The sequence below is a fragment of the Colwellia sp. SU-HH00943 genome, from assembly GCF_057546125.1.
Map to the genome: position 1 here is coordinate 493,083 of NZ_BAAJLW010000002.1, position 23,327 is coordinate 516,409.

The following is a 23,327-nucleotide window of genomic DNA, read 5'->3' on the forward strand; positions in this document are numbered from 1 at the left end:
GGGTTAGCTACGTTGTTTAAGTAGCTTCCCAAGCCCTAAAACCATTTTGAAATTAGTTAAAATTTCATAACTTAAAGCGTTGTGATAAGCACAAAAGTTAGGGCAATTAATCTCTATAATTTAACTAACGATTCCGGTGATAAATCGTCAATACACTTAGCACCTGTTAGGGTCATAGCGACGCGCATTTCTTTTTCATATAAATCAAGCAGGCTTTCAACTCCTTTTTGGCCTTGTGAAGCGAGCGCATAAATATAAGAGCGACCTAATAAAGTACAATCAGCACCTAAGGCAAGCATTCTGACCACATCCAAACCTGAGCGTATGCCTGAATCAACAAATATTTTTAAATCACCTTTAACAACATCTGCAATTCTCGGTAAAGCTTTTACCGAAGATAAAACGCCGTCAAGCTGACGACCGCCGTGATTAGATACCACAATACCATCAGCACCGAAACTTACTGCATCTTTAGCGTCTTGCTCATCAAGGATACCTTTGATAACCATGGGTCCATCCCAGAACTCTCTTACCCATTCAAGATCTTTCCAACAAATAGATGGATCGAAGTTTTCGCCCAACCAACCGATGTAATCTTCTAATTTTGTTGGTTCACCTCGATACGTTGAAATATTCCCTAAATCATGAGGCTTTCCAAAAATACCGACATTAAATGCCCAATCAGGATGGCGCATTGCTTGAAAAACTCTACGTATTGCTGCATTTGAACCACTCATGCCTGAGTGCATATCTCGGTATCTAGCGCCCGGCACTGGCATATCAACAGTAAAGACTAAGGTAGTAACTCCAGCCGCCTTTGCACGCTCGAGAACATTTTTCATAAAACCGCGATCTTTAAGTACATACAGTTGGAACCACATTGGTCGCTCAATTGCTGGAACCACCTCTTCAATAGGACAAACAGATACAGTTGACATGATAAAAGGTAAGTTTTTGTTATCGGCAGCTTTAGCCGCTTGTACTTCGCCACGACGTGCATACATGCCAGTAAGGCCAACTGGTGCAAGCGCGATAGGCATTGCCATTTTTTCACCAAAGATTTCAGTGTCTAGGTTAAGCTCTGACATATTATTTAAAACGCGTTGTTTTAGGGCTAGCTCGGCTAAATCTTCGGTGTTTTTTCTCAGTGTATGTTCACCATACGAGCCACCATCAATATAGTGAAATAGAAAAGGTGGCAACTTTGATTTTGCTGAATTTCGGTAATCTGATGGTGATGAGATGATCATGCTTTTTATCCTTTTGTTTTGAAAAAGAGATTTTTATATTGTTTTTGCTAAGTAACGTTATTTTATCCTTTATGTTTTTATGATAAATAGAGATAATGAAAAACATTGTTTCTAAAAATTGGTTAATCATGCTGGCAAATGATTTAATTTTATTCTCACAAGTCGTAAGTTTAGGGAGTTTCAGTAAAGTAGCTGAAGCGAATAATATGACTAATTCCGTGGTGAGTAAGCACATAGCGCGTTTAGAAAAAGAGCTTGGCGTGCAATTATTGTATAGAACCACGCGAAGCCTAACATTGACCGAGGCGGGTAATAAGTTATTGCAACATGCCAAAATGGTTAATCAAATCACTTCCGAAGCGGTTGAGTCAGTTTCAGGGTTTGTTGAGAATATGACCGGTCATATTCGCATGACTGTTCCGACTATTTCTGGCGAGTTATTTCTGGCTGAAAGTATTGCTGAATTTACTCAGCAACATCCTGAGATCTCAGTAGAAGTGCATTTAGAAAATGAGTTTGTTGATCTTGTTAGTGAAGGTATTGATCTTGCGATCAGAACTGGTGTTTTAGAGGACTCTAGCTTAATTGCACAGCAATTAATCGTATCTCATTGGGTAATATGCTGCTCGCCAACATACTTAGCTTTACACGGTCAACCTCAAACCCCAGAAGAGTTAACGCAACATAACTGTTTAGCTTACACTTATCAAAGGCAAGGTGGCTATGAGTGGCGCTTTGGCCAAGGTAGCACAGCGCAAAGTGTTAAAATATCTGGTAGTTTTGCCACGAATAACTCACAAGCATTGCGTAAAGCCGCGCTTGGAGGGTATGGTATTGCGTATATTCCCAAATGTAGTGTTTATGAAGATATTCAAAAAGGAAATTTGATTGAGCTATTGCCTGATTATCAGGCTCGCTCTTTAGGCGTATATGCGGTATATCCTTATACCAAACATTTACCTCATAAGGTGAAACTATTAATTGAGCATATTAAACAAGGGTATGAAAAGTTAGGTCATTATTTTTAGTAAAAAACTCTAATATTTTTTGATGATTTACCCCTGATTTCACCTATAACTAAAATAGCAAACATGATAGAAATTAATAATTTAATACACGCTAAATTGACGATTAAGCACTGGTGTATTGCTGATAATGAAACTTGGTGTGTGCTGGGCAGAAATGGCTCAGGTAAGCAGTATTTGGATCAATTGTTCACCGGGGATTTATCCTCATGCTCGGCTGACAAGTTGTTATTGCCCAACCCTAATAAAGTAGCCATGGTATCTTTTGAAACCCAGCAAGCTATTTATGAGCAAGAGTTAAAGTTAGATGCGAGTGATTATTTAGATGCTCAAGATATAGGTACTCAAGCAAAAGCATTTCTGCCTGAAGATAAATTAACAGATCCTTTAATTAAAACCTTTGGTTTGGCGGATAAATTAGACAGTGGCTACAGACAATTAAGTACTGGTGAGGGCCGTAAGTTACTTATTTTACAGGCCATTCTCACGGGAGTTGAGTTATTGGTTTGTGATAATCCTTTTGACAGTTTAGATGAGAAGTCTTGTCATGCACTGTCGGCAGTGTTGTCATTATTACCGCAACAAAACATTAAGGTATTATTGATCTTAAGTAACCGTCAAGATATTCCCAGTTGGTGTCAAAAAGTTGCATTTATTGAACGGGGCCAGTTAGAGGTTATTGGCGATTTTGATAATGACGAAACTAAACGTCAGCTTGACGCATTACTGACAGCCAAGTTTGAAGATTTTCAGTGGCCCAAAACAATTAATAAACTTCATGACTATCAGCAGCCCTATTTAGTGAAATTAAATAACAGCACTGTACACTATAGTGGTCAAAACGTTTTTGAAAACTTGAATGTAGCAATAAAACCTCTGCAACACACTCTAATTACGGGTGAAAATGGCAGTGGTAAATCAACCTTAATGCAGCTTATAACCGGTGATTGTACTCAATGTTATAGTAATGATATTGAAGTGTTAGGATTTAAACGAGGCTCAGGTGAAAGTATTTGGCAGTTAAAGCAACAAATGGGCATTGTAAGCGCTGAGTTGCACCGCCAATATCGCGTTAATGGTGAACTGTTAACTGTGGTTGTGTCAGGTTTTTTTGACTCAATAGGTTTATATCAACAACCCGAGAACTATCAAGTTGACATTGCACGTCAATGGTTAAGCCTTGTTGGTTTATTAAAATATCAACATACCTCATTTAATGAACTTAGTTTCGGCGAGCAACGTTTAGCCTTAATAGCCAGAGCGCTAGTGAAATCTCCGTACCTATTGATTTTAGACGAGCCAACACAAGGGCTTGATGAAATTAACCGTCATAGAGTGCTTAACTTTTTAGAAATACTCGTACAGCAAAAACACAGTACTTTATTACTGGTTAGCCATAGAAAGGATGAGCACTTACCTTTATTTGAGCAGCATATACGCTTGTAAATAGCGGTGCGAATAAAAAGTAAACAGTCGAAATTAATACCAAGTCAAATACTTCTTTTACTTGGTATTACTGTTTTATTAAATTCAAACAGCTTATCGAAAGCTACTTAAATATTAAACATTGAGTGTTAAATGTTAAAGTTCACTTTTATTCCTAAGCCTCTTTCTGGTCCGGTAAAACCGACCGCATAATAATAGGTTTTATCTAGCGCATTGGTGAGATAAAAGTCGATATCGAATGTTTGGGTTAAACGCCAATTCGCACTGATATCAATTTTATTATAGGCAGCAAGCTCTTCAATACTAAAATCACCGGTATACATGCTTGTAGCGGTTGATTCTCCAACATAATTGGCAGCAATATAGCTTGAGACATTATTCAGAATTTGCCAATTTAAACTGATACCACCTTGCCATTCAGGCCTTCCGGTTAAAAGCTCTCCTTCACCTGACGTTATATCAGCATAGGTGACGTTGGCTTTAAATTGTAAATCCGTGGTCAATGTCGTAGATAAAACTAATTCAATACCTTGAGTTTTAATGGAAGAGCGATTCACTAAAGAGAAAGTTTCACCATCAAAATCAATAAGGTTTTTATACTGGTAATCAAAAAAAGACAAACTGATGTTGTTTGACTCATCTTGCCATTCTACTCCTAAATCAACACTATTTGCTGTTTCAGGCAGTAAGTCTGGATTACCTATCATATTGTTGCCTAAAGCATATAAACTCGGTAATTTGAATGCTTCGCCAATATTAGTAAAAAGCCTTAAATTATCATTAAATGCGTAATTTAACCCTAACTTCCACGTAGTTTCATTGTCTCTATTTTCAGGCTTATCACTACGCGCACCTAAAAATATTTGGGTGTTAGAAAAATCAATATTTGCATCGATAAAGCCAGCGACATTATTTCGAGAGAATTGGTAGTTGGTTGGTATTTCTTGACCGAACATCACTAAATACCCAGAAGTGTCGCCATTTTCATATTTATAATCAAAGCCTGCGGTAGCTGAAAAAATACCAGCAGAAAAAGCATTTAACCAACGCAATGTTGTCATGGCATAATCATTATCAGTCAACGCTGGAGGAGCGAGAAAATAAGGAGCTATGCCGGGTGAGTTGACGGTATCTTTTGCTTGGTAGTGCGCTAACTGCAACGCCATATGATAGGCATCTGTGATAGTGTGCTGATGTCGAATACTACCACTTGAAACTTGCCCCTCTTTTTGTTCTTTGGTTGGATCTTGCGCATGAACATTTCCGCCGCTTTGATCAGGAAAAGCCTGCTGTTGGTAATCAGAATAACGCCAATTGATTTGTGTTGAACTATGCTCAGTAAATTGGTGATTAGCATTGAGTGAAATTTCAGCTAATTGCTGGCTATCACCATTGGTTTGTTCATCGGTGTTTAAACCACTTAATGCAATACCAAAAGACTCATAGCCTGCTTTTATGGTGGCTGACTTTTGCCCTTTATCTAAGTAGGCAGCAGACATTTTGATACCATTTAATTGGTTATCTACCGTAATAAAGTTAATGACACCCGCAATAGCATCAGAGCCATAAATAGAGGATTGTGCCCCTTTGATAACTTCAACACGGGAAATGTTGTCTTTAGCTATAGAGGCTAAATCAAAGCCGCCACCACGACTGTCTAGCGGGTTGTTCACTTGTACACCATCAATTTGAATAATGACAAAATTTGACTCAGCACCACGTAAAAAAATGTCTTGAACGTTACCTGATTTTTTAATACTGATACCGGGAACTTGTGCTAAAACCTCGAGCGCTGTAGTACCAACAATCGGTGTAATATCTGACTTGTTCATAATAAAAACTGAGCTAGTCATTTTGTTTTTATCAATAGGATTAAATTGTCCGTACACACTAATTCTTTCTAATGTTATTGAGTTTTCATTGGCTGCATTTGCCGTTGGGGGTATGCCAAGCGCAATAGCGGTAAATATTGCGGTACACTTCATGGTATGCATTGATACACCTTTATTTATTATTTTTTATCATTTAAAGACAAAGCTATTCATTATGTTATGTGTCTGCAGTCAATGCTTAATGAATACTAGATTTAACTTGTCTTTATCTTTGTCTTTGTTATCAAGCAGCCATGGTATAGAAAATATAATGATATCGCTAACATTATTTGGTAGAGTGATAATTATTATACCAATTAATATATAAGCAATTACAGGTTAAAGATAAGGTAATATGGCAACAGCAAAAAGAGCAAGGATACAGGATGTCGCTAAGAAGGCTGGCGTATCGAGTATGACAGTATCTCGCGTACTTAACCAAGACGCTAAGGTCAGTGATGAAAAACGCCAAATTGTAATGCGAGCGGTAAAAGAATTAAATTATCGCCCTAATGTTGCAGCACGAAGGTTAGCCAGTAATAAGTCTTTTTTTATCGGTTTGTTATATGTTGATACAGACACTTCTTATGTCAGTAAATTTTTACTACGTGGCTTAAAAAGTTGTCGCTCAACAGGGCATCATTTAGTGGTTGATGAAATTGATGATGATATTGAAAAATCAATTGCCTCTGTAAAAGATCTTATCGATGTAACACGTGTAGATGGTGTGATTTTATTACCGCCTATTTGTAATGAGCCAAAACTATTGGCGACTCTCCAAGAGGCTAATGTTACTTTTGTACGCATTGCGCCTGATACACAACTGAGTTTATCTCCGTACATTTGCATGGATGATTATCAAGCCAGTTTTGAGATCACCGAGCGACTTATTCAGCAAGGCCATACTAAAATAGGGCATATTATTGGTAATACTAATCAAGGTGTGAGCCGCTTACGCTATCAAGGCTATTTAGATGCTTTGCGTTCACATCAAATAAATGTGCCACCTGAATATATTGAACAAGGATTATTTACTTACGCTTCAGGTTATGACGCGGCTAAGAAAATATTATCTCTAGAGAATAGACCTACTGCTATTGTTGCTGCTAACGATGAAATGGCTGCTGCCGTTATTTCCGCAGCGCACCTATACAGAATTATGGTACCAGAAGAATTATCGGTAACTGGCTTTGATGACGGGCATGTAGCGGTTTCTGTTTCACCAAATTTAACTACGGTAAGGCAACCAATTCAAGAAATGGCTGAGCTAGCGATAGATATTATCGCCTCAGGTAAATTTTCTGATTTATCAAAATCGAATAACCGAGAGTTCAGAAATGTGCTTGATTTTGAAATCATCGAAAGGGGCTCTACTACAGTTTACTCTGTTTAATTTACTCGCTTGTTTAACTTCACCTTATTTAAATAAGCGAATTGCATTAGCTAGCTGCTGTCTTGACGACGTCATGATATATTCCTTAATTTGAAATTGAGTTAAGTGGTTTGTTGACGTAAACCAAGCTATTTCAGAGAGAAATAGCTATTGGATTACGCCATCTTTACTTGAAAGTGATAGTCATTGAAACAGTATTTAAAGCAGTGCTGAAACCATTGCTTCTAATGTGTTTTGGTCTTTGGCGAAATTACGAATGCCTTCAGACAGCTTTTCAACAGCCATAGCATCTTCATTATGTTGCCATGCAAAAGAGTTTTCATTAAGAGGAACTAAATTCTCTCTTGATTTAACTGTTACGGATTTAGCGTCAAGTTTAGTTATTAAATCACCTTCAGAATTTTGTAATTCATTAAGTAATGCTGGCGAAATAGTTAATAAATCACAGCCTGCGAGTTCAATAATTTCACTGGTGTTTCTAAAGCTAGCACCCATCACCACTGTGTTGTAGTCGTAGCTTTTATAATATTGATAGATACGAGTGACTGACTGAACACCAGGATCATCAGCACCAATAAAGTCTTTTCCTTCTTTTGCTTTGTACCAGTCTAAGATGCGGCCAACAAAAGGAGAAATAAGCGTTACATTAGCCTCGGCACAAGCAACAGCTTGCGCCATACTAAATAGCAGCGTTAAGTTGCACGCTATACCTTCTTTTTCTAATTGTTCAGCAGCTTTAATGCCTTGCCATGTTGAGGCAAGCTTAATGAGTACACGTGATTTGTCTATACCTGCTTTTTCATAAAGTGCTATTAGCTTGCGGCCTTTTTCGATACTTGCTTGCGTATCAAAAGATAAACGTGCGTCAACTTCTGATGAAATACGTCCTGGAACATGTTTTAAAATTTCACAGCCAAAATTTACAATAAGTTGATCACATACATCGTCAATATCCGCTTTACCTTCGGTTTTACTTTTTGCGATAGCATCATCAATAAGATGTTTGTATTGGGGTAATTTTGCCGCTTGTAATATCAGCGAAGGGTTGGTTGTCGCATCAACAGGGTTTAATGCTTTTATTGAGTCAACATCGCCACTATCGGCAACGACTTGAGTAACTTGTTTAAGTTGTTCTAATAAGTTCATGGTTATTTATACCAAGGATTGCATCAGTTGAAATCCTTGGTATACCTCTTTGTTTAATTAACTAAGTGGCTTAGACGTAACGGTTAACAATGTTTTCTAGCAATTCTTGACGGCCAGATACTTGGCTTGGGTTGATATCATTTTCTAATACCAATTTAGATAAGCTTTCTAAACTATGATCACCAGAGAGGATGCTTTGACCTAATTCTAGTTTCCAACCTGCATAACGGTTAGCAACGAAATCAGATAATGGCGCATCTTTAATTAATTTAGCCGCATTGAGTAACGATTTAGCCACAGTATCCATACCACCGATATGACCAATAAATAAGTCTTCACGATCGCAAGATTGACGACGTAATTTAGTATCAAAGTTGAATCCACCTGTGGTTAATCCACCCGCTTTAAGGATTTCATACATCACTAATGAACATTCAGCGACATCATTGGGGAATTGGTCTGTATCCCAGCCGTTTTGCATATCACCACGGTTAGCATCTACACTGCCCATAATGCCTTCAGCACAAGCCGTTGCAATTTCATGATGGAAGCTATGTCCAGCTAATGTTGCATGGTTTGCTTCAATATTAACTTTTACTTCATCTTGAATACCGTGCTTGTGTAAGAAACCAGCAACAGTTGCCGTATCGTAATCGTATTGATGTTTAGTAGGCTCTTGTGGCTTAGGTTCAATTAATAAAGTACCTTTAAAACCAATTTTATGTTTATGTTCAATAACCATTTTCAAGAAGCGTGCATATTGCTCACCTTCTTGTTTAAGGTCAGTATTTAATAATGAATCATAACCTTCACGACCACCCCAAAGTACGTAGTTCTCGCCACCTAAACGGTGAGTAACGTCCATTGCATGTTTTACTTGTGCTGCAGCGTAAGCAAATAACTGTGGATCTGGGTTAGTAGAGCCACCCGCACAAAAACGTGCATTTGAGAATAAGTTAGCTGTACCCCAAAGTAATTGAACACCAGTACGGCTCATTTCTTTTTCGAAAATGTCAGCAATGTGGTTAACATTTGAATGGAATTCTTTTAATGAATTTCCTTCAGGGGCGATATCGGCATCATGGAAACAGAAATAAGGAACACCTAGTTTTTCGAAGAATTCAAAAGCAACTTTCGCTTTTTGCTCAGCTAAGACAAGTTGATCGCCTGTAGGTTGTATCCAAGGACGTTCAAAGGTACCAGCACCAAAAATATCAGATCCAGCCCAACAAAAGTTATGCCAGTAACACGCGGCAAAGCGAAGGTGCTCTTTCATTGTTTTACCTAATACAACTTGGTTTTCATCGTAGTAACGAAAAGCTAGTGGGTTAGTGCTTTTCTCACCTTCAAATTGAATTTTATTAACGTTTTCGAAAAATTGTTCACTCATGTGATACTCCTAAATAACAGGGGTTAGTAACTTGTAAATGGTTTAAATTAAAAATGTGTTTTTAAATTTTGATAAAGCTGTTGATACTTTTTATGCTGAATTAAATAATAGTCAGTCATTTGTTCATCTGGCTCGATAATATGGTCTACTTCACTAGCAACACAGACATCACTGGCACTTATGCCTTGTATTGCTATTTTGGCTAAGCGAGCAGCCCCGTACGAAGGACCTACTTCGCCACCTTTACGGTAAGTAAGCGGCTTATTCAGTACGCTAGCGAGAATGCGTCCCCATAGTTTGCTACGAGAGCCACCGCCAATGACTGAAAGTTGATCTATTTTTGTGCCGGCGGCAATAAGTGCTTGCTGACCATCGGCAAAGGCAAAAGCAATGCCTTCTAATACCGCACGTCCAAGTTCAGCTGCACTGGTATTAAGGCCAAGGCCAAAAAAGACACCTTGAGCATTTGGGTTGTTATGTGGAGTACGCTCGCCCGATAAATAGGGTAAAAAGTTGACAGGTGAAGGCGAAGAAAAATCGAGTTTCTCTACCTCATCTAATAAACTTTTTTCATCTTCAAAACCTGTTAGCTTTGTTACCCAAGTTAGGCAACTTGCCGCGCTTAAAATAACCGCCATTTGATGCCAAGTATTTGGAATGCAATGACAAAACGTATGTACAGCGCTATCTGGGTTTGGGTTGTACGATTCATTAGCAACAAAATACACCCCTGAAGTACCTAGTGACAAAAAGCCTTCATTGGGGTTGATAACACCAATACCCGCTGCGCCTGCTGCATTATCGCCGCCACCAGCAATAACAGGCACTTTGCTCATACCCCATTGTTTGGCAATATCTTCGTTTAAGTAACCGGTGATTTCTGTACCTTCATATAATCGAGGCATGTGTTGCTCTGTCAAACCAGTGGCTTGGAGCATTTTTTGTGACCATTGCCTTTTTTCAACATCAAGCCATAAAGTGCCGGCACTGTCTGACATGTCAGAGGCAAAATCACCAGTCATTAAAAAGCGCAGGTAATCTTTCGGTAGTAATACTTTTGCTATTTTATTAAAGTTTTCTGGTTCATTATCTTTTAGCCACACTAGTTTAGGCGCGGTAAAACCAGGCATGGCGATATTACCGGTTATATTACGTGTATCAGGTTCAGCTGCTTCAATTGCTTTACATTGCGCTTCACTTCTACCGTCATTCCATAAAATAGCTGGGCGAATAACTTGCTGTGCTTCATCAAGTAAAGTTGCTCCATGCATTTGACCAGATAAGCCTATTGCAGCTACCTCGGCCATAGCATCAGAGTGTTTTTCTTTTAATTCACTGATGGCGGCATTTGTTGCTTGCCACCAATCATTGGGATCTTGCTCTGACCAAAGTGGAGCAGGGCGACTGACTTCAAGTGATGACGATGCTTGTGCGATTAATTCATCTTCTTCATTGAGTATTATTACTTTGACACCTGAGGTGCCTAAATCAATTCCTAAATACATAATGATGCTTTTTATTTTGTCTTTGTTAGCGCTAACATTATCATTGGGTTTTTACTTTGGCAAATATTTTGAGCAATAAACGAGATGTAAATTTTTTATAAGAGTGAATATTGTTTATTGTTAAGAGTTTTGTGAATAAGTTTATTATTAGGCGTGTTCTTTAATTTATTGGGTTGTGAGTGTTTTATTACCTAGGGGTATTTTACTACTTTTGCTTTATGAGTATTAATGAGAGTTTTTTTTTATTAGTTAGTCTTTTTCCTAATACCAACTTATGCAAACAGAATTTTATGATGTTTTTGGTATCGCTATCAAAGTCAGTTGCTGGCGATAGAGTTAGCGAATTGATGAAGTGTACAATTATTATATTTTTCTTTAGGATAATTTTTATAAATCTATTTCTTGTATCTGATAGATTCAATTTGAGTTAAAAGTTGCTATGATGTTTTTGTTTTTATTTATGATGTAAACGAGTTGTGAAATTTACTATTGGCTTTAGAAATGTAAAAGATGATGATTTGGCTTTTTTATTAAAATTGCGCAAGTTAACGATGACTTCGCATTTAGCAAAAGCGAAAATAAAATTAACCGATCAACAGCATCTTGAACGAATCAAAGAACACTACTACGAGTCACAGATTATTTTACGTGACAGAAAGCCTATTGGTGTTATTAAGTTTGGCATAGTTGCTCTAAATGGCACTACGAAAAGCCTTCATATTAGGCAATTACAAATTTTACCTGACTATCAAGGTCAGGGAATTGGTAGTAAGGTGTTATCTGTTATCAAGAAAAAGGCATTGCAGCTGCAATTACCTATTACCCTCAATGTTCTGCTGAAAAATCCTGCTAGAGGCCTTTATTTACGTCATGGATTTCAAATAGAAAGTAAAAATAAAATTGAATTTCAAATGCGATGTCCACTTGAAGTCATTGCCGCATAATAGTTTCTTCTATAAAGTATTATTTTATCGTTATCCTTTTCGTTGAGTTTTGTCATGAAAAATAAATTATTAATTTGGGATCTTCCAGTGAGACTGTTTCACTGGTTGTTAGTCGTTTCACTAATCGCTGCTTGGTATACGTCAGAGGGTGAAAGAGGCCTAATTAACACCCACTTACAAATTGGCTATTTTATTTTAGGTCTTATTATTTTTCGAGTAATCTGGGGAGTATTGGGTACTCGGTACGCTAAGTTTTCACAGTTTTTGCCGTCAAAATCAGCAATTGTTGATTACCTTCAAAACTTTAAAAAAGAGAAAAGTTACCATACCCTTGGGCACAACCCATTAGGTGCTTTGATGGTGGTTTTTATGTTAACTCTGTTGCTGTTGCAAGCAATTAGTGGTTTATTTATGAATGATGATGTTTTTACTACAGGCCCCTATTATGCAAGTGTCAGTAGTGCCATTCAAAAAACAATGACGACGATACACCGAAATGTTTTCGATATTATTTTAGTGGTATCTGCACTGCATATTGGCGCTGTTTTTTATTATTTAGTTGCTAAGGAAGTCAATTTAATTAAACCCATGTTTACGGGTTTTAAAAACAGTAATCAGAGTGAAGGGGGAATTAAGTCGTCTAAATTGTTCCTTGCAGTAGTGATTATTGCCGTTGTTGTCGTATTTCTTTATTGGTTACTGGTACTGAATATACCCGTTGAGGAAGAGTTTTATTACTAGCCGTTTAAGTTTTATGAGGCTAAGTAAGCTCTAGTAAGGTTAAATAAAAGAAAGATTAAGTAAAGGAAAGGTTAGTATAGATAAGACTAGCAAAGTACTAGAAAAGGTCTGAATAGAGAAAAGTCTATTCAGACCTATATTTAGCATTAATCTTTTTTGAAATTATCGTGACAACCGCCACATGTTTTACCTACACCACCAATGGCGGCTTTAATTGCAGATTCATCACCGGATTTAGAGGCTGCGATTAATTTTGCTGAGGCAGATGTTAAATCATCAATTCTTTTCTCATAAGCTGCGCGCTTAGTCCAAACTTCGGGTAATGCTTCAGTTTTCACCTTAAAGCCACGCGTATCTGTTTTTGTGTAGTCATCAATCATGTAAGACAACTGGTTAATGCGTGTTGCATTTCTTTCAACAACTTTTGCATCTAGAGGAATTTTTCCTTTAGCCATTCCGCCTAAAGTGCCCATGTTAGCACCTAATAAAGTGAAAACTGAGTGACGTATTTTATTGGCTTTTTTTGCATGTTTTTCTGATTTAGCTACGTCAGCTGCTGCTAAGTTGGTAGTTAAAATAAGTGCACATGCAGTGATTATTTTTGTTAAGTGTAATTTCATTTTTCTGCTCTCTTCGTTATGTTTTTGTTTTCAGGGATCAAATACAGGGAAAACCTTAGCATTATAAACTTCGTTCGTTAACCGCTAAAGTTAAATTATCTTGGATAACCTGTAATTCGTCTTAATACTCAAGAAAATTTAAGAAAATTAATAAATAAGCCCTTTTTTGTTGACTAAATTTGTGTCAATCCGTGAAGGGGTGATTGCACCTTCAACTAAAGGTTGTGTTGCTATTGCCAGTGTATTGATCACTTGATGCAATGACGATAAGTTTAATGAATTGATATCATCACTGACTTGATGGTAATGCTGATCTTTATCTAATTGGCTGCTACTGAAGCTGTGTGCAGGTACGCCAAGTCGAGCTAATGTGGCATTGTCTGAGCGGTAGAATAGATTTTGCTCAGGGTAAGGATCTTTATATATTCTCATCCCTGTATTAGTTAATGAGGAGTTTAATTGTTCACCCAAATTTGAACGCTCCATGCCTGTCATCCATACAGTACCCTCGCCAAATTTTGCCGGCTTACCTATCATTTCTATGTTAATCATGGCTGTTATTGTGTTGGCATCTACTTGTTTTGAAAAATATTTAGAGCCAAAACCGCCAATTTCTTCAGCGCTAAAGGCAGCAAACACTAAACTTCTTTTATTGTTATTTTTAAGACTAAAGTGCTGCGCTAAATTGATGATTGCTGTTGTTCCTGAAGCATTATCATCAGCGCCATTGTATATGCTATCAGGCTTGCCTTTTTGTTTATTTATCCCTAGATGATCATAATGTGCGCTGTATAGGATAACTTCATCAGCTTTATTTCTTCCTGGCAACATAGCAACAATATTAGTGAGCTTATTGGTGTTAGTGGTGCTTGAAGCTTTAACTGTTACGCTGTTGAGCTGATTTTTATTGATATTTGTTAAGGCAATAACAATTGCACCGCCTTGCTGGGTATTTTCATCTAAAAGCTTAGTAACTCCTTTAGAAAAGTAGTTTTGATAGCGAGAAAATAAAGGCTGGTGACTAGGATCAAGCAATACTAAATGCTGGCCTCCTTGAGCATTCAGTTTTCTTAATAGGCTGCGCATATCATCATTTTTACTTATTTGAGTAACCGTAAATGACGCTGTATTGCTTTTGTGTTTATCAAAATCCCAAGTGAATTTATCTATGGTGCTGGCAAAGGTTAAATTCTCTGTTGCGATGTTTTTACCATTAATTCGTAGGCTAAGGTTTTCAGGGATAATTCTTTTAACCTTATAGGTTTGGAAAAAGTCTTTATTTCCTGTAAGTGGTATTAGGCCTATTTCGTTAAATCGATTTGCAATATAGTCAGCAGCTAAATGTATGCCATTGGAAAAATTATCTCGCCCTTGAAGCTTATCACTGGCTAAATAGCTAACATCTTTAGTTACTTGCTCGAGGGTTATGGCTGAAGAAATAGAATGCGCTAGAATAGTGGTGGACAAAAGGGTTGTGGAAATAAGAGTTATTAGTATTTTGCTTTTAAACATACTTCATTGTTCCTAATTGACAGGGGATAACTTTTTAGTTTCGATTAATATTGTTTCTTCATCACAGTTTAACCATAACTGACCATCTTGAATACTGCATTGAAATGTCATGGTTTTATTAAGAAGTTTAACTAATGAGTCGGTTGTTTCGGTATCAAACTGCTCAACAATTAATTTGTCATATTTAGCTAAGCTTGATTTATTTTGTTGCCACCAAGTCTCTACACTTGCACCATAACAATATAATTTCACTTTTTGAGCTTTGTTGCAGGCTTTTTTTATGCGCTTTTCATCGATTTGTCCTAGCTCAATCCAAAGGGCAATTTCATCACTGTAATTAATTTGCCATAGGGCAGCTTCATCTTCGTCACTAATGCCTTTGCCAAATTGTAAATCTTGATGGGCATTTAATACAAAGGATATTATACGAAGCATTAACCTTTGCGGCGTTTCTGAAGGGTGTTGCGCTAAGGTGAGTTGCAAAGAGTCGTAATAATTACGATCCATGTCTGCTAACTCGATATTTGCTTTATAAATGGTTGCTTTCAGGGCCATACATCTGTGCCATTATGGGTAAGGTTATTCCTGCATAATAACAGTAACTGCTAGTTTAAGTACTGTATTTTCAATATGAATAGCTAGGATAAAAACTATTAATTAAGTTAATATAACAACAGGTGATATGCTGCTTATAATGTATACGCTTCTACTTGAGAGTCTATTATGACAATTCAATCTTTTATACCACCACAACGAACGTTAATGGGACCGGGTCCTTCTGATGTTAGCCCTAGAGTGTTATCAGCCTTAGCTAGGCCAACAGTAGGCCATCTTGATCCTACGTTTATTGGTATGATGGATGAAGTTAAAGTGTTGCTTCAATACGCTTTTCAAACTCAAAATACCTATACTTTAGCTATTTCTGCACCTGGTTCAGCTGGGATGGAAGCGTGTTTTGTAAACTTGATCACACCAGAAGATACTGTGATAGTGTGCCGTAATGGTGTATTTGGCGCACGAATGATTGAAAATGTTCAACGTATTGGTGCTAAGGCAGTTATTGTTGATGGTGAGTGGGGGAGAGCTGTCGATCCTCAAGCGCTAGAAGATACGTTAAAACAAACACCTCAAGCTAAGTTTGTTGCTTTTGTGCATGCTGAAACATCGACAGGGGCGTTGTCTGACGCCGAAACCTTATGTGAAATTGCTCGTCGTTTTAACTGCTTGACCATTGTTGATGCAGTTACCTCATTGGGTGGTGTTGAATTAAAGGTTGATGAATGGGGCATAGATGCTATTTATTCTGGTAGTCAAAAGTGTTTATCTTGTGTTCCAGGCTTATCACCAGTGAGTTTTAGTGAGCAAGCGGCACAAGTGATCAAACAAAGAGAAACTGCAGTACAAAGTTGGTTTTTAGATCAATCACTTGTTATGGAGTATTGGTCAGGGCAAGGTAAGCGAACCTATCACCATACCGCACCTGTGAATTCTTTATATGCGCTACATGAGTCGTTATTGATGTTGAAAAATGAAGGTTTAGAGCAGAGTTGGGCTCGACATCGTGAGCAGCATAATAAACTGGCTGCAGGTTTATCAGAATTAAATATAGACTTTATTGTGCCAAAAGAAGAGCGTTTACCTCAGCTTAATGCCGTTCATATTCCACAAGGTATTAATGATGCGCAAGTGCGTCAATTTTTATTGCAAGAATATAATTTAGAAATTGGTGCCGGATTAGGGCAGTTTGCAGGCTCAGCTTGGCGGATTGGTTTAATGGGCTATGCGGCTCGCAATGAAAATGTTGCCCTTTGTTTAGCGGCTCTAAAGGACGCTTTAGCACAATAATTCAGGTTAACCGCTAAACTATTGTGCTAACAATTTTGACTTAGCAAGCCTACCAAGTACCGCTATTTTCCATACTTAGCCATGGCTCTTTTGGCGGTAAAGGCTCACCTTTTTGCAATAACTCGATTGAAATATTATCAGGTGATTTAACAAACGCCATTCTGCCACAACGTGGTGGTCTATTAATTACAACACCATTGTCTTGCATGTGTTGACAAATTTCATAGATATCATCCACTTCAAAGGCTAAATGGCCAAAATTGCGACCACCATCGTAAATATCTTCTGAGCCCCAGTTATGAGTTAACTCAATTTCAGGTTCACCTTCGCCAGTGGCTAAAAATATGAGTGTAAATTTACCCGCTGGGACATCGTGACGCCTTGTTTCAATTAGGCCTAATTGATTGATATAAAAATCAAGTGATGCTTCAACGTCATGAACACGCACCATAGTGTGTAAAAACTTCATGGTTATTCCTTAAAGGGGTTGATTAAAACTGTTCTTGGTAAGTGCTAATGGTGGCATATATTTCATAATCTCCATCATGCTTTAATAATAAAACCTTATATGGCTGAAACCTATCACCAACTTCCATACCGGGTGTACCCACAGGCATGGCAGGCACAGATAAACCTAAAACATTGTCACTATGTTGTTCTTTTAAAAATTTATGGATGAATTTAGCTGGTACATGTCCTTCAAAAATAAAACCTTCTTTAGAAACTGCTGTATGACAAGAGCGGTATTTAGGTTGAATGCCTTTGTCTTTTTTTATCACCGCAAAATTCTCGCTAGTATGCACTTTCGATTGAAAGCCATGATCATTGATGTGCGCTATCCATTTTTTACAACAGCCGCAAGTTGGGCTTTTATGAACTTCTAATATAGGTGCGGTTGAGCTTGAATCTATTTGTGTTGTTTGAACGGGGTTAGCGACCAAACCTTTATGAAATAACACAGTAATTGCAGGAAGTAGGACAATGCTCAGTAGCTTTTTAAAAGTAGTATTATGTGAAATCATATGCCCTCCAAAGGGTAATTAACGATATGCTTGTTAAAATAGTTTTATTCTGTTTTCTCTTTAAAATCACACAAATCCTCAATGATACAAGAGCCGCATTTTGGTTTACGTGCGGTACAAGTGTATCTGCCATGAAGAATAAACCAGTGGTGTAAGTCGTACATAAACTCACTTTTTCTAGGTGTGTTTTTGATGATGGCTTGCTCGGTTTGCTCAACAGTTTTACCTTTTGCGTAGCCAGTTCGGTTAGCAAGACGCTGAATATGCGTGTCTACGGCTAAAAAGTATTTACCTTCATTGTCTTTTAATAAGCCAAAAGCGGTATTAAGCACCACGTTTGCTGTTTTTCTTCCTACACCGGGTAATGCTTCTAATGCAGCTCTATCGGCTGGTACTTCGCCGCCATGTAAATCAACTAACATCTGACAAGTTTTGAGTGTGTTTTTGGCTTTAGTATTGAATAAACCTATGGTTTTCACATAGGAGATCAAACCTTCTAAGCCTAAGTCGAGGATAGCTTGTGGAGTATTCGCAACAGGGTATAGTTTTGCTGTAGCTTTATTAACACCGACATCAGTTGCTTGAGCTGATAATAATACCGCTATAAGTAGTTCAAATGGGGTTGTGAAATTTAACTCAGTTGTTGGTGATGGATTGTCGTCGCGTAACCGAGTTAGCATTTCTATTCGGGTATTTTTATTCATTACTCTAGTTCACTGTTTTGGTATTGATAGAGGGCCTTACTACAAGTGATTTGATTATTAAATATTAACGGTTAAGAATCAAAATTTACTCGTACCCGCTCAATAGTTTGCTGTTCATTCTCTTTGGGTTGTCGTTGTTGAATTTGAATGTCTATGGCATTTTTAAGGGCGATAATAAATCCCATGGCGATAAAAGCGCCGGGGGGTAAAATCGCTAATAAAAATTGACTATCTAATTGATAGACTTCAATACGAAGCACACTTGCCCAGCTGCCAAGTAATAAATGAGCGCCATCGAATAAGGTTCCTTGTCCTAATATTTCTCGTACGGCGCCTAATAAAATAAGCACTAATGCAAAGCCAAGCCCCATCATTAAGCCATCAAACCCTGCTTGTTTTATTGGGTTTTTAGACGCATAAGCCTCAGCTCTAGCAATAATTGCGCAGTTCGTCACAATGAGTGGTAAAAATATACCAAGGGATTGATATATACCAAAAGTATATGCATTCATAATGAGCTGCACACAAGTCACAAAAGCGGCGATAATTAAGACAAATATTGGAATACGGACTTCTTTTGGCACCCATTGTCTGATTGCTGACACTGTTATATTCGAGCAAACTAACACTAAAAGAGTTGCTAAAGCTAAGCCTAACGCATTCGTTATTGTGGCAGTTACTGCCAGCAAAGGACATAGACCTAAAAGTTGTACAATTCCGGGGTTATTTTTCCATAAGCCTTGTATGGCCAATTCTTTATATTCTTTTTTTAGTTCGGCTTTTTTTTGAGCTTGCGCTAACTTTTCAGCTTCAATTTCGGCGGTGTCTGTCTCAGCTGTTTCTATATCGGTATTTTCAATTTCAGCAACGTCTGTTTCTGTTGTAGTGATTTGCTCATCCTTATTGCTCATTAGCTACCTCACTATTTACTGTATTTTGTTCGCTGTCTATTTCACAAGCATTGGGTAATGTTAATAAAGTTTGCTTATGTTCTTTAAAATACAATACGGTTTGCTTGACGGTTTTTACAATAGCTCTCGGGGTGATAGTTGCTCCCGTAAATTGATCGAACATGCCATTATCTTTAGTTACTGCCCAGCGGCTATCCGTATCTGATAACACTTCTTTACCAGAAAACTTGGTTATCCAATCGCTTTTTTGAATTTCTATTTTATCGCCCAACCCAGGTGTTTCTTTATGGTTTACTACGCGAACGCCACTTACGGTATTATCCATATTCACAGCAATAATAAGATCAATATCACCATTATAGCCATCGGGTGCTGTATTGGTCATAGCTATCGCAACAGGAGTACCTGACTTACGGGCGATATACGCAGTTTCTAGAGGTGGATTTGCACCATTAACTGTATTTGGAAAACTAAAGTTGATGCAGTCTTTAGTGATTTTATTATCAAAACGATCTGGCGCTATAATACTATCGAGCTTTGCCAGTAAGTGCAGTTGTGCTTGCTCTTGAATTTTATCTTTGGTGAGCTCATTGACTAAACCAACTATGGCAGTGCATGCGATAGCAAAGAGCGCTAATATTTGACTATTTTTTTGTATAGGCAAGCGAAAGGCTGACGAGTTTTGCTTTTCAGCGTTATTGGCAATCGGCTTTTGAAGGTTTTTATCAGTCATTATTTACCTTCTCCTTGCTTACGTATTTGAGCTTGATGACCGTAGGTGCGAGGGCGAGTGTATTGATCGACTAAAGGAGCTGCCATATTACAAAGTAACACAGCAAAGGCTATTCCATCGGGATAACCTCCAAAGTCTCTGATCACAAAAACCAATAAACCGGCTAATGCGCCAATAACTATTCTACCTTTGGCACTTGTTGCGCCGGTAACTGGGTCGGTTAGGATAAAGAATGCGCCAAGCATACAGCCGCCACTTAACCAGTGAAACATCGTAGAGGCACTGTTATCAGGGCTAATGCTATACGCTATCAAGGTACAAATAAATAAGCTAAATAAAAAGCTGACAGGGGTTTGCCATGCTATAGCTTTTTTGGTAATTAAGAATAATCCGCCTAATAAAAACGCAGCGTTTAGCCATTCCCAACCAAGAGAGAAGTGCGTTCCAAAGACTTGTTTTTCCATAGATTCATAGACAGTTAGACCTAAACTGGCATCGGTTTTTAATGTATCTAAAGGCGTTGCCATGGTAAATCCGTCAATATTTGTTCTTAGTTGCTCAACGGAATAACCTTCGCTAGTAAAGCCTGTAAATATAGTGTTGAAGGTATTAATGAAACTTAATTCTACAGGCATTAGCGTTTGTGGAGGTTGCCATGAAGTCATTTGTACTGGAAATGAAATCAGCAGCATAACATAGGCAGCCATTGCTGGATTAAAGGGGTTTTGCCCTAAACCACCGTATAACTGTTTCACAACAACGATAGCAAAAATACAACCAATGACGGTAATCCACCAAGGGGCAGTAGCAGGTAAACTTATACCAATAAGTACAGCGGTTAATATGGCGCTACCATCAAAAATTTGTTTACTTAAACCTTGGTATTTTTCGGTTTTATTGGTGTGTTTACTGCGCAGTGATAAAACAAAAAACTCACTGATTAAAGCCGTAAAAATAGCCAATGTAATATGAATGAGGTTACCCCAACCAAAGAAGTACCATTGCGCGTAAATTCCAGGTATCAGGGCATAAATAACCAAGCGCATCAAAGCAGAGGTTTCTGCTTGGTTATGGTTATGTGGTGAACTTGCTATCCAAAATGCCATACTAGTTTATTTCTTCATTGTTGTTTTTGGTTGATGCCTGTGAGGTGTTAGCTAACGATTGCTCGGCTAATTTAGCATTCGCTTTGGCTTCTGCCTTGGCCTTAGCTTTGGCAACTGCTGCAGCTATTTTGGCTTTTTTCTCATCTGATTTCGCTGTAGTTGTTTTTTCACTTGTATCTGCAGTATCAGCCTTTTTTTGAGACTGCTGTTTTTTTGCTTGTGCTTTTTCTTTAGCCTTGGCGATGGCCGCCGCTATTTTGGCTTTTTTCTCACCAGCAGCTGTGCTTTCAATTTTAGCTAGTTGAGGTGCTTCCGCTTTATCAGGTGCGCTTTCTTGAGTTAATGTGGTTTGCTTCGTTTCGTCAGTTGCGTCTGCACTCATCTCTTTGCTTTGTTCTGCTTTAGGTGCTGTATTTTTATTTTTAGCTAATCGTTTTGCTTTTGCTCTGGCAATAGCCGCTTTTACTTGTGACTTTTCACTATTTTCATCCGTACCGGTATCTTGAGCACTTGCGGTTGCGTCTACTTGATTAATGGATGTGGATTCATCGTTGGCATTTTTTGCTGCTTTTTTGGCTTTTACACGTGCTAAAGCGGCAGCCACAGCAGATTTTGCTGCACCGGCTTCGGGAGTTTTTTTATTCATGGCTGCTTTACGTGCAGCTGCAGCTTTTCTGTGCTTTTCTTCACGCGCTATCTTTTCACGTTCTAAACGTAGTTTTCTAGCTTCAAAGCGCTCTTTAGCTTTTTCTGCTTTGATATCTGCTTGCTGTTGCTGGCGAATTTCAGCTTTCGCAACTCGATAATATTGCACTAATGGGATTTGACTTGGACAAACATACGCACAAGCGCCACAGTCGATGCAGTCAAATAAATTAAGTGTCATTAACTGTTGATGATCTTTTGCTTTTGCACTCCATTGTAATTCTTGCGGCAGTAATTGACTTGGGCATACATCAGCACATTGACCACAGCGAATACATTCAACTTCATTACTGTTGTTGTCAAAAGCGCTTGGCATTTCTTTTATGCTAGGCGCTAAAATACAGTTGCTTGTTTTAACAATGGGAACTTGTTCGTTTAAAATACTAAAGCCCATCATAGGCCCACCCATGATCACCGGTGGGGTAGTTAATTTCGTGTCATGCTCAAAAGGAGCATTGCTATCATAACTAAAGCCAGTTTGCTCTAATAAGTAACTAACAGGAGTGCCTAATAATGCCCAAACGTTTTGCGGTTTTGCTAAAGCTTGGCCGGTAAGTGTTACCACACGACGAATTAAGGGAGTGTCGTTAATTACAGCGTCACTTATTGCAAAACAAGTCGCAACATTTTGAACGACAATGCCGGCACTGATAGGTAAGCTACCACTGTTGACTTCTTTACCCGTTAACAGTTTTATTAATTGTTTTTCACCGCCACTTGGGTATTTGGTTGGGATAATACAAACTTTAACTTTTTCAATTTCAGCTGTTGCTTGTTGAAGTGCTTTGATAGCTTCAGGTTTATTATCTTCAATACCAATTAGTATAAATGCTGGGTTAAGTACATGATCAAGTATCTTTATACCATCAACAATAGCTGTACTGTGTTCACGCATTAATAAATCATCAGACGTTATATAAGGTTCACATTCAGCAGCATTGATGATTAAGAAGTTTATATCAGGTTTTGTGTTAATTTTTATATGAGTAGGGAAGCCCGCGCCGCCCATACCAGAGATTCCAGCATTAGCAACTTTACTGATAATTTGTTGTTGGCTAAGTTGAGTGAAGTCTTGACAAATTTCCCGTGGGCGCCATGTATCTTCGCCATCAGTATCCATGAATAAACATAAATCACTCATCCCTGAGGGGTGAGCAATAACAGATTTTTTAATGGCGGTGATAACCCCACTGGTTGGTGCATGTACTGGCACAGCCATAGGATTTGAACTTTGTGTTAATGCTTGGCCTTTTAGGACTTTATCACCAACCTTTACCAGTAAATCACCTTGACGGCCAATATGCTGTTGTAACGGGAGAATGAGCTGCTTTGGTATAGGCAGTTGTCTAATTGGTTTATCATTGGTGATGGCTTTTTGCTCAGGCGGATGTATTCCGCCATGAAAATCCCAGACTTTGCCTTGTGTTAAGCGTTCAATAATAGATTCCATCGGGCCCT

General features: G+C 38.1%; 21 protein-coding genes. 6 read left to right on the forward strand and 15 right to left on the reverse strand.

The window, feature by feature from the left end; translation table 11 throughout:
* Window positions 1–113: 113 nt before the first annotated feature.
* Window positions 114–1,250 (reverse strand): FMN-dependent L-lactate dehydrogenase LldD, encoded by a 1,137-nt coding sequence (lldD, locus tag AC27GZ_RS07395; protein WP_487094262.1) that lies wholly within the window; start codon window positions 1,248–1,250, stop codon window positions 114–116.
* A gap of 95 nt (window positions 1,251–1,345) precedes the next feature.
* Here lldD and AC27GZ_RS07400 point away from each other — a divergent pair, with 95 nt between their 5' ends.
* Window positions 1,346–2,278, forward strand: coding sequence for a LysR family transcriptional regulator (locus AC27GZ_RS07400; RefSeq protein ID WP_487094263.1), 933 nt, complete (start codon window positions 1,346–1,348; stop codon window positions 2,276–2,278).
* A 63-nt stretch (window positions 2,279–2,341) separates the two neighbouring features.
* Window positions 2,342–3,721, forward strand: a complete 1,380-nt coding sequence (locus tag AC27GZ_RS07405; protein ID WP_487094264.1) for an ATP-binding cassette domain-containing protein — start codon at window positions 2,342–2,344, stop codon at window positions 3,719–3,721.
* 128 nt (window positions 3,722–3,849) lie between these two features.
* Here the strand turns inward: AC27GZ_RS07405 and AC27GZ_RS07410 are convergent, their stop codons facing one another.
* Window positions 3,850–5,715, reverse strand: a complete 1,866-nt coding sequence (locus AC27GZ_RS07410) for a TonB-dependent receptor plug domain-containing protein (RefSeq protein ID WP_487094265.1) — start codon at window positions 5,713–5,715, stop codon at window positions 3,850–3,852.
* Window positions 5,716–5,947: 232 nt separating this feature from the next.
* Between AC27GZ_RS07410 and AC27GZ_RS07415 the strand changes: the two genes are divergently transcribed.
* Window positions 5,948–6,985 carry a LacI family DNA-binding transcriptional regulator gene (locus AC27GZ_RS07415; RefSeq protein ID WP_487094266.1) on the forward strand — a complete coding sequence of 346 codons (1,038 nt, stop codon included), beginning with the start codon at window positions 5,948–5,950 and terminating at the stop codon, window positions 6,983–6,985.
* Window positions 6,986–7,183: 198 nt separating this feature from the next.
* Here the strand turns inward: AC27GZ_RS07415 and tal are convergent, their stop codons facing one another.
* The 3 genes from tal to xylB form a co-directional block, all read right to left on the reverse strand.
* Complete coding sequence (tal, locus tag AC27GZ_RS07420) at window positions 7,184–8,131, reverse strand: transaldolase (RefSeq protein ID WP_487094267.1); 948 nt, start codon at window positions 8,129–8,131, stop codon at window positions 7,184–7,186.
* A gap of 70 nt (window positions 8,132–8,201) precedes the next feature.
* On the reverse strand, window positions 8,202–9,521 hold the full coding sequence (gene xylA / locus AC27GZ_RS07425; protein ID WP_487094268.1) for a xylose isomerase: 1,320 nt from the start codon (window positions 9,519–9,521) through the stop codon (window positions 8,202–8,204).
* 47 nt (window positions 9,522–9,568) lie between these two features.
* Complete coding sequence (gene xylB / locus AC27GZ_RS07430) at window positions 9,569–11,026, reverse strand: xylulokinase (protein WP_487094269.1); 1,458 nt, start codon at window positions 11,024–11,026, stop codon at window positions 9,569–9,571.
* Between the two features lie 476 nt (window positions 11,027–11,502).
* Here xylB and AC27GZ_RS07435 point away from each other — a divergent pair, with 476 nt between their 5' ends.
* Both AC27GZ_RS07435 and AC27GZ_RS07440 read left to right on the forward strand, forming a co-directional pair.
* Entirely contained in the window at window positions 11,503–11,970 is a 468-nt protein-coding gene (locus AC27GZ_RS07435; RefSeq protein ID WP_487094270.1) for a GNAT family N-acetyltransferase, read from the forward strand.
* A gap of 54 nt (window positions 11,971–12,024) precedes the next feature.
* Window positions 12,025–12,711, forward strand: coding sequence for a cytochrome b/b6 domain-containing protein (locus tag AC27GZ_RS07440; protein WP_487094271.1), 687 nt, complete (start codon window positions 12,025–12,027; stop codon window positions 12,709–12,711).
* Between the two features lie 146 nt (window positions 12,712–12,857).
* Here AC27GZ_RS07440 and AC27GZ_RS07445 read toward each other — a convergent pair whose 3' ends face one another.
* The 3 genes from AC27GZ_RS07445 to AC27GZ_RS07455 form a co-directional block, all read right to left on the reverse strand.
* Entirely contained in the window at window positions 12,858–13,331 is a 474-nt protein-coding gene (locus AC27GZ_RS07445) for a c-type cytochrome (protein ID WP_487094272.1), read from the reverse strand.
* Between the two features lie 147 nt (window positions 13,332–13,478).
* Entirely contained in the window at window positions 13,479–14,843 is a 1,365-nt protein-coding gene (locus tag AC27GZ_RS07450) for a M28 family peptidase (RefSeq protein WP_487094273.1), read from the reverse strand.
* A gap of 12 nt (window positions 14,844–14,855) precedes the next feature.
* Window positions 14,856–15,398, reverse strand: coding sequence for a YaeQ family protein (locus AC27GZ_RS07455; RefSeq protein ID WP_487094274.1), 543 nt, complete (start codon window positions 15,396–15,398; stop codon window positions 14,856–14,858).
* A 168-nt stretch (window positions 15,399–15,566) separates the two neighbouring features.
* On the opposite strand from AC27GZ_RS07455, the gene AC27GZ_RS07460 reads away from it, so the two are divergent.
* On the forward strand, window positions 15,567–16,688 hold the full coding sequence (locus AC27GZ_RS07460) for a pyridoxal-phosphate-dependent aminotransferase family protein (protein WP_487094275.1): 1,122 nt from the start codon (window positions 15,567–15,569) through the stop codon (window positions 16,686–16,688).
* 49 nt (window positions 16,689–16,737) lie between these two features.
* On the opposite strand, the gene AC27GZ_RS07465 is transcribed toward AC27GZ_RS07460, so the two are convergent.
* From AC27GZ_RS07465 to rsxC, 7 genes are all read right to left on the reverse strand, one after another.
* Complete coding sequence (locus AC27GZ_RS07465; RefSeq protein WP_487094276.1) at window positions 16,738–17,157, reverse strand: VOC family protein; 420 nt, start codon at window positions 17,155–17,157, stop codon at window positions 16,738–16,740.
* A 22-nt stretch (window positions 17,158–17,179) separates the two neighbouring features.
* The gene (locus tag AC27GZ_RS07470) at window positions 17,180–17,710 is read right to left on the reverse strand and encodes a DUF411 domain-containing protein (RefSeq protein ID WP_487094277.1); all 531 of its coding nucleotides are present in this window, start codon (window positions 17,708–17,710) and stop codon (window positions 17,180–17,182) included.
* Between the two features lie 44 nt (window positions 17,711–17,754).
* Window positions 17,755–18,414: an endonuclease III gene (nth, locus tag AC27GZ_RS07475; RefSeq protein ID WP_487094278.1), complete on the reverse strand. Its 660-nt coding sequence runs from the start codon at window positions 18,412–18,414 to the stop codon at window positions 17,755–17,757.
* 71 nt (window positions 18,415–18,485) lie between these two features.
* Complete coding sequence (locus tag AC27GZ_RS07480; RefSeq protein ID WP_487094279.1) at window positions 18,486–19,325, reverse strand: electron transport complex subunit E; 840 nt, start codon at window positions 19,323–19,325, stop codon at window positions 18,486–18,488.
* The gene (rsxG, locus tag AC27GZ_RS07485; RefSeq protein WP_487094280.1) at window positions 19,315–20,058 is read right to left on the reverse strand and encodes an electron transport complex subunit RsxG; all 744 of its coding nucleotides are present in this window, start codon (window positions 20,056–20,058) and stop codon (window positions 19,315–19,317) included. Before rsxG ends, AC27GZ_RS07480 begins: the two co-directional genes overlap by 11 nt.
* Window positions 20,058–21,164: an electron transport complex subunit RsxD gene (gene rsxD / locus AC27GZ_RS07490; RefSeq protein ID WP_487094281.1), complete on the reverse strand. Its 1,107-nt coding sequence runs from the start codon at window positions 21,162–21,164 to the stop codon at window positions 20,058–20,060. The genes rsxG and rsxD overlap by 1 nt, the downstream gene beginning before the upstream one ends.
* Window position 21,165: 1 nt before the next feature.
* Window positions 21,166–23,319 (reverse strand): electron transport complex subunit RsxC, encoded by a 2,154-nt coding sequence (gene rsxC, locus AC27GZ_RS07495; protein WP_487094282.1) that lies wholly within the window; start codon window positions 23,317–23,319, stop codon window positions 21,166–21,168.
* Window positions 23,320–23,327 lie beyond the last annotated feature (8 nt).